This window comes from Micromonospora yasonensis (assembly GCF_026013475.1).
GTDB lineage: Bacteria > Actinomycetota > Actinomycetes > Mycobacteriales > Micromonosporaceae > Micromonospora > Micromonospora yasonensis.
Map to the genome: position 1 here is coordinate 1 of NZ_JAPDPH010000284.1, position 7,818 is coordinate 7,818.

Annotated in this window: 6 protein-coding genes; 1 reads left to right on the forward strand and 5 read right to left on the reverse strand. The window is 71.4% G+C overall.

Going from position 1 to position 7,818, the window contains the following annotated elements; all coding sequences use genetic code 11:
- The coding region (locus ONA70_RS32830; RefSeq protein ID WP_265010373.1) for a DedA family protein at positions 1-514 on the reverse strand (514 nt) is incomplete at its 3' end.
- Positions 515-739: 225 nt separating this feature from the next.
- Here ONA70_RS32830 and ONA70_RS32835 point away from each other — a divergent pair.
- Positions 740-3,598: an aconitate hydratase gene (locus ONA70_RS32835; protein WP_265010374.1), complete on the forward strand. Its 2,859-nt coding sequence runs from the start codon at positions 740-742 to the stop codon at positions 3,596-3,598.
- Positions 3,599-3,667: 69 nt separating this feature from the next.
- Here the strand turns inward: ONA70_RS32835 and ONA70_RS32840 are convergent, their stop codons facing one another.
- The 4 genes from ONA70_RS32840 to ONA70_RS32855 form a co-directional block, all read right to left on the reverse strand.
- Positions 3,668-4,279 (reverse strand): GTP-binding protein, encoded by a 612-nt coding sequence (locus ONA70_RS32840; protein WP_265010375.1) that lies wholly within the window; start codon positions 4,277-4,279, stop codon positions 3,668-3,670.
- Positions 4,260-4,649 (reverse strand): DUF742 domain-containing protein, encoded by a 390-nt coding sequence (locus tag ONA70_RS32845; protein ID WP_265010376.1) that lies wholly within the window; start codon positions 4,647-4,649, stop codon positions 4,260-4,262. Before ONA70_RS32845 ends, ONA70_RS32840 begins: the two co-directional genes overlap by 20 nt.
- The gene (locus ONA70_RS32850; protein ID WP_265010377.1) at positions 4,646-5,071 is read right to left on the reverse strand and encodes a roadblock/LC7 domain-containing protein; all 426 of its coding nucleotides are present in this window, start codon (positions 5,069-5,071) and stop codon (positions 4,646-4,648) included. The genes ONA70_RS32845 and ONA70_RS32850 overlap by 4 nt, the downstream gene beginning before the upstream one ends.
- A 65-nt stretch (positions 5,072-5,136) precedes the next feature.
- Positions 5,137-7,635 carry a sensor histidine kinase gene (locus ONA70_RS32855; protein ID WP_265010378.1) on the reverse strand — a complete coding sequence of 833 codons (2,499 nt, stop codon included), beginning with the start codon at positions 7,633-7,635 and terminating at the stop codon, positions 5,137-5,139.
- Positions 7,636-7,818: the final 183 nt, after the last annotated feature.

The window sequence follows — 7,818 nt, forward strand, 5'->3', positions numbered from 1 at the left end:
TGAGCCAGTGCTCGGCGGCGCGGCCCACGCTGAACAGCAGGTACGTCGTGCCGAACGCCCAGACCAAGCCGCCGGCCGCGTTGGCCAGCAGGAACCGGCGGTACGGCACGTGCAGCGCGCCGGCCAGGGGGCCGGCGAGGATCCGTAGCAGGGCGACGAACCGGCCGAAGAAGACCGCCCAGACGCCGTGCCGGGCGAAGCTGGCCTCGGCCCGGGCCAGGTGCGCCGGGCCGAGATGCTTCGGGAAGCGCCGGCCGAGGCGTTCCAGCAGGGGCCGTCCGCCGCGCCGGCCGACCGCGTACCCGATGGAGTCGCCGATGATGGCGCCGGCTGCGGCGGCGGTGGCCACCCAGGCGGGCTCGACCACTCCGGTGGCCGCGAGGAGGGCGGAACTGACCAGCACGATCTCGCCGGGCAGTGGCACACCCATGCTCTCCACGCCGATCACCCCGGCGACGACCAGGTAGACCACGCCCGGGGGAAGCGCGGAGAGCAGGTGCTGTACGTCGACCACCGCCCACCCCTTCCGGTCCGACCTCGAACCCTACCCGGCAACGGGCGGTGCGGCGTCCCGGTGATGGATCTTGGTGGGCACCTCCTCGTCCCGAAGGCACGAGGTTGCGCGAATAGCAAGACGGACGTACGGTTTTGTTGAGCCCGACGCAGGTAAGTGTTGCCTAAGCACGGCAGCGCCCCCGCCGGTGCGACAGACTGCTCAGGACTACTCACGGTCGCTGGTATGAAGGAGTACGACGTGGCGAGCCTCGACACCTTCGGTGCGAAGACCCAGCTACGCGTCGGAGACGCGAGCTACGAGATTTTCAAGATCGACAAGGTGGAGGGCCACGACCGGCTGCCCTACAGCTTGAAGATCCTGCTGGAGAACCTGCTGCGGACCGAGGACGGCGCGAACATCACCGCCGACCACATCCAGCAGCTCGGCGCGTGGGACCCCACCGCCGACCCGAGCGTGGAGATCCAGTTCACCCCGGCGCGGGTGCTGATGCAGGACTTCACCGGCGTGCCCTGCGTCGTGGACCTGGCCACCATGCGGGAGGCCGTCCGCGACCTCGGCGGCGACGCCACCAAGGTGAACCCGCTCGCCCCGGCCGAACTGGTCATCGACCACTCCGTCATCGCCGACCTGTTCGGCCGCGAGGACGCCTTCCAGCGCAACGTCGAGCTGGAGTACGAGCGCAACAAGGAGCGCTACCAGTTCCTGCGCTGGGGCCAGACCGCGTTCAACGAGTTCAAGGTCGTCCCGCCGGGCACCGGCATCGTGCACCAGGTCAACATCGAGTACCTGGCCCGCACGGTGATGGAGCGCAACGGCCAGGCGTACCCGGACACCGTGGTCGGCACCGACTCGCACACCACGATGGTCAACGGCCTGGGCGTGCTGGGCTGGGGCGTCGGCGGCATCGAGGCCGAGGCCGCGATGCTCGGCCAGCCGGTCAGCATGCTGATCCCGCGGGTCGTCGGCTTCAAGCTCTCCGGCGAGATGCCGGCCGGCACCACCGCCACCGACCTGGTGCTCACCATCACCGAGATGCTGCGCAAGCACGGCGTGGTCGGCAAGTTCGTCGAGTTCTACGGCCCCGGCGTGAGCGCCGTGCCGCTGGCCAACCGGGCCACCATCGGCAACATGTCCCCCGAGTACGGCTCCACCGTCGCGATCTTCCCGATCGACGCCGAGACCGTCCGCTACCTGGAGCTGACCGGCCGTGACCCGCAGCAGGTCGCATTGGTCGAGGCGTACGCCAAGGAGCAGGGCCTCTGGCACGACCCGAACCGCGAGCCGGAGTACTCGGAGCGGCTGGAGCTGGACCTCAGCACCATTGAGCCGTCCCTGGCCGGCCCGAAGCGCCCGCAGGACCGGGTGCCGCTGGGCAGCGCCAAGACGCTGTTCCGCTCGGCGCTGACCGACTACGTCGCCGCTGCCGACCTGGGCGGCGCGGAGAAGCAGATCAAGCCGGGCGTGTCGCGGGAGCAGCTGCCCCGGGGCGCGAACGGCCCGGCCGACGAGGCCAGCGCCGAGTCCTTCCCGGCCAGCGATCCGCCGGCCAACGAGTTCAGCGACCCGGCCGACGAGCCGCGCGACCTGGAGACCGCGGCGGCGGGCGCCGGTGGGCGCGCCACCAACGCGGTCCGGGTGACCGGCGCCGACGGCGTCGAGTACGAGCTGGACCACGGCGCCGTGGTGATCGCCGCGATCACCTCCTGCACCAACACCTCCAACCCGCAGGTCATGATCGGCGCCGCGCTGCTGGCCCGCAACGCGGTGGAGAAGGGCCTGGCCCGCAAGCCGTGGGTGAAGACCACGCTGGCCCCCGGCTCCAAGGTCGTCATGGACTACTACGACCGCGCCGGCCTCACGCCGTACCTGGAGAAGCTCGGCTTCAACCTGGTCGGCTACGGCTGCACCACCTGCATCGGCAACTCCGGCCCGCTGCCGGAGGAGGTCTCCGCCGCGGTCAACGAGGGCGACCTCGCCGTCGTCTCAGTGCTCTCCGGCAACCGGAACTTCGAGGGCCGGATCAACCCGGACGTCAAGATGAACTACCTGGCGTCCCCGCCGCTGGTGGTCGCGTACGCGCTCGCCGGCACCATGGACATCGACCTGGCCAACGAGCCGATCGGCGAGGACGCCCAGGGCAACCCGGTGTTCCTGCGGGAGATCTGGCCGAACAGCGCCGAGATCCAGGACGTGATCGCCTCGGCGATCGGCGCGACCGGCTTCAGCTCGGCGTACGCCGATGTCTTCGCCGGTGACGAGCGCTGGCAGTCGCTGCCGACCCCGACCGGCGACACCTTCTCCTGGGACGGTGGGTCCACCTACGTCCGCAAGCCCCCGTACTTCGAGGGCATGGCGAAGGACCCGAAGCCGGTGCAGGACATCGCCGGCGCCCGGGTCCTGGCGAAGCTGGGCGACTCGGTGACCACCGACCACATCTCCCCGGCCGGTTCGATCAAGGCGGACTCTCCCGCCGGCAGGTACCTGGCCGAGCACGGCGTCGCCCGGCACGAGTTCAACTCGTACGGCTCCCGCCGCGGCAACCACGAGGTGATGATCCGGGGCACCTTCGCCAACATCCGGCTGCGCAACCAGCTCGTCCCCGGCGTCGAGGGCGGCTTCACGGTCAACCACCTGACCGGCGAGCAGACCTCGATCTACGACGCCTCGATGGCGTACCAGGAGGCGGGTGTCCCGCTGGTCATCCTGGCCGGCAAGGAGTACGGCTCCGGTTCGTCCCGCGACTGGGCGGCCAAGGGCACCATGCTGCTCGGCGTGAAGGCGGTCATCGCCGAGTCGTACGAGCGGATCCACCGGTCGAACCTGATCGGCATGGGCGTCCTGCCGCTGCAGTTCCCGGTCGACACCACCGCCGAGTCGCTGGGCCTGACCGGCACGGAGACCTTCTCCATCAGCGGCGTCACCGCGCTCAACGAGGGCGAGACCCCGCGTACGGTGAAGGTCACCACCGACACCGGCCTGGAGTTCGACGCCGTGGTCCGGATCGACACCCCCGGTGAGGCCGACTACTACCGGCACGGCGGCATCCTGCAGTACGTGCTCCGTCGCATGATCGCCGGCTGACGTCGTACCCGGCAAAAGGGCCTCTTCCCGCGATCGCGGGGAGAGGCCCTTTTGGCGTGGTGGGAAGCGTCAGTCGGCGGCGGCGGCCCGGCGGCGTTCCTCACGCTGCTTCATGGCGTGCTCCAGCAGCGTGATCAGCACCTCCTTGACCGACTCCCGCTGGCGCGCGTCGCAGAGCACCACCGGTACGCCCGGGTCGAGGTCGAGCGCCGACTGCACCTCGTCCAGCCGGTAGCGCTTGGCACCCTCGAAGCAGTTCACCGCCACCACGAACGGGGTCCCGCGCCCCTCGAAGTAGTCGATCGACGGGAAGCAGTCGGCCAGCCGCCGGGTGTCGGCGAGCACCACCGCGCCGATCGCGCCGAGCGCCAGTTCGTCCCAGACGAACCAGAACCGGTCCTGGCCGGGGGTGCCGAACAGGTAGAGCACCAGGTCATCGCTGATGGTGATCCGGCCGAAGTCCATCGCCACCGTGGTGGTCGTTTTCTGCTCGACGCCGGACAGGTCGTCGATGCCGACCCCGGTCTCGGTCAGCACCTCCTCCGTCCGCAGCGGTCGGGTCTCGCTGACCGCGCCGACCAGGGTGGTCTTGCCGACGCCGAAGCCGCCGGCGATCAGGATCTTGATCCCGGTGGGCAGCGGCGCCGCGTCCGCCGGCCGCTCAGAGAGCCCGTAGTCCATTGAGTACCGCCTCGAAAACACTGTCGTCGGGAAGGCCGGCGGGGGTGGCGCGCGGCTCACGGACCTGCACCAGGCTGCGGGCGACCAGGTCACCGAGGAGAACCCGGACGGTGCCCACCGGCAGGTCGAGGTGGGCGGCGACCTCGGCCACGGACTGGATCCGCTGGCAGAGGCCGACGATCGCCACATGCTCCGGGCCGAGCCCGGACTCCGAGCCCACGTCCACGCGGGTCGAGATGACCAGGGAGATCAGGTCGAACGTGCCGGTCACCGGGCGGGCCCGGCCACCGGTCACCGCGTACGGGCGGACCACCGGGCCAGCGTGGTCGTCCACCCACTCGTCCTCCGCGGGTTCCCCTTGGCCGGTCATCGCGCCGGATTCTCGCCGGCGGACTGTTCGCGGGTGGGCGAGGCGACGAATCGGCCGACCCGGGTGACCAGCATCGCCATCTCGTAGGCGATCAGGCCGACGTCGGCTTCCTCGGAGGCCAACACGGCCAGGCAGGCGTTGCGCCCGGCCGCGGTGACGAACAGGAACGACGACTGCATCTCGATGATGGTCTGCTGCACCAGGCCGCCGCCGAACCGCTTGCCCGCGCCGCGGGCCAGGCTCTGGATGCCGGCCGCCATCGCCGCCAGGTGCTCGCCGTCGTCCCGGCTCAGGCCCCGTGACGAAGCCATCAGCAGGCCGTCAGTGGTGAGCGCCACGGCGTGTTCTGCCTGCTTGACCCGGCCGACCAGGTCATCCAGCAGCCACGTCAGGTCCGCGCTCGGAGCCGTCTTCTGCGCCACTCGTCGTCCTCTTCTCCCCGGCTTGGTGTCGCCGTTCTCATCTGGGATCCGCCGCCTCGGCGTCCTCAGGTCGCCTGCTCGTCGCCGCTGTCGGGCTCGCCACCGGCGTCGTGCGCCCCGCCGAGCAGCCGCGCCGCGTCGGTCCGGCCCCGTCGGGTGCCGCGCTGGTAGGAGCTCATCATCCGGCGCACCTGCTCCGGCGGGCGTACCGCGTCGTCGCCGGGTTCGTCGTCCCCGGCGGGCGCCTCGGCGCGCAGCTCAGGCACCAGACTGGCCTGGCGGACCCGGACGGGCAGGCCGGACTCGCCCCGCGCCGCGGTGGCCTGGTCGGACGCCGGTTCGCCGTCGGCAGCGGCCACCACGGGCGGCGCGGCCGTGGTCGCGCCGGCCGGCTCAGTCGTCCCCGACGACCGCTTCCGGGTACGTGCCGGCAGCCCCGACGGGGTGAGTGCCGGGGCCTCGGTGGCCGGCTCCGCCGGGTCGGCCACCTCCGGGGTCTGCAGCACGGTCGGCACGGTCACCGACGCGTCGACCGCCTCCCCGGTCTGCGGCGCGGTCGTCGTGGTCGCCGTCGCCCCCTGGTCGGCCGGCTCGGCCCGATCGGCACCGGGGGCCAGTGCCACGAGCCCGGTGGCCGCGCTGCCGGTGCCCGCCCGGAAGGCGCCCGAGGTGCTCGCGTCCGGCCCGTCCCCGGTGACCAGGTCGGCCGGGATCAGCACCACCGCCGTGGTCCCGCCGTACGGGGACTCCTTGAGCTGCACCTTCACGCCGTGCCGCTCGGTGAGCCGGCTGACCACGTACAGGCCGAGCCGGGCGGCGTTGGCCAGGTTCAGCTCGGACCGGTCGACGATGCGGTGGTTGGCGGCGGCCAGCTCCTCCGTGCTCATGCCGAGGCCCCGGTCCTCGATCTCGATGGCGAAGCCGTTGGCGACCAGCTGGCCGCGTACCTCGACGGTGGTGTGCGGGGGCGAGAAGGAGAGCGCGTTCTCGATCAGCTCGGCCAGCAGGTGGATGACGTCGCCGACGGCCCGACCGGTGAGCGACACCGGACCGAGCGGCCGCACGTCGACCCGGGTGTAGTCCTCGACCTCGGCGACCGCGCCCCGGACCACGTCCACCATCGGCACGTTGCGCCGCCACGACCGGCCCGGCGTGGAGCCGGAGAGCACGATCAGGTTCTCCGCGTTGCGGCGCATCCGGGTCGCCAGGTGGTCGACCCGGAACAGGTCCTCCAGCTCCTCGGCGTCGTGCTCCCGCCGTTCCATCGCGTCGAGCAGGGTGAGCTGACGGTGCACCAGCGCCTGGGTGCGCCGGGCCAGGCTGAGGAACACCTCGCGGACACTGCGCCGCAGCTCGGCCTGCTCGACGGCGGTCCGGATGGCGGTCTCCTGCACGGCATTGAACGCCTTGCCCACCTGCCCGATCTCGTCGTCGCCGACCTGGAGCGGGGGCGACTCCCGGGCGACGTCGACCTCCTCGCCGCGGCCGAGCCGTTCCACCACATCGGGCAGCCGCTCGTCGGCCAGCCGGTTGGCGGCCTCGCGCAGCCGTTCGAGCTGCCGCAGCAGCGTCCGGGCAGTGGTGATGGACACGAAGACGGCGCCGATGACGGCGATCAGACCGAGCCCGGTGGCCACCACCAGGCGAACCACGACCAGCGCGGCGACACTGGTGGCCCGGCTGACCACGCCGTCACCACCGGCGCTGAGCACCTCGTCGACGGCGGCCACGGCCGGGTCGACGGTGGCCCGCCACTGCCGCTCGTCGAACGGCAGCGTCGCCAGCGGCCGGCCGTCCCGGATGAGCCGGTCCTGGGTGGACCGCAGCCGGGTGAAGGCCTCGCCCTCGGCGAGCCGCCGGTACCGCTCCTGATCGTCGGGCGAGAGCCGGGGCTGGAACTCCTCGGCGAGGAAGCGTTCCGCGCCGACCAGCGCCACGTACTCGGCGTACTCGGGCCCGGTCATCCGGCCGCTGCCGAACAGACCACTGACCAGCGCGTCCTCTTGCGAGATCAGCTCCTTGGCCCGGTTGACCTGGATCAGCGCGGCCGCCTCGGCGGCGATCTGCTTGTCGTCCAGGCTGCCGGTCACGTCGTAGATCTGGAAGATGGACTCGATCGCTTCGGTGTACCCGCGGGCAGCGCTGACCCGGTCGGTGCTGCGTTCGTCCACCTGCCGCCGCAGGTCGTTCAGGGCGTTGAGCTTCGCCACCGACTCGTCGAGGCGGTGGCGCAGCACGTCGTTGCCGGCCAGGCTGACCTGCCAGTGGCGGCTGGAGCGGTCGAAGGCGGCAGCCAACTGCTCGGTGCGCTGCCGCTCGGCCTCGAACGCCTCCCGCTGCGGCGCCTCCGGCATGCTCAGGTACGCGGTGGCGAGGCGACGCTCCAGCTGCAACTGCCGCAGCAGCGGCTCGCTCGGCACGTAGACCTTGCTGTTGAGGAGCTGGACGCCGAGCAGGTTCACGCTGTCCCGCACGGTGATCCACGCCGCGAAGGCCCAGAGGGCGACGAGGGCTAGCAGCAGTGCGGTGACCTTGGAGCGGATGCTCGTACCGCGAGAACGCATTGAACCGTCCCAGCCAGGGCGTTGACTCAGCTCATCAACGAGTGATCATAAATAGGTGCTCGTCCCGCCACGTCCGTCCGGGCGCAGGCTGTGCGTACGCTAGCAGTGTCGACAAATACCCTCAAGGTGGTGATCGTCGGACGGCTCCGCGCACCGCCGCTCGGCCCGGTCCGCGGCGGGCGG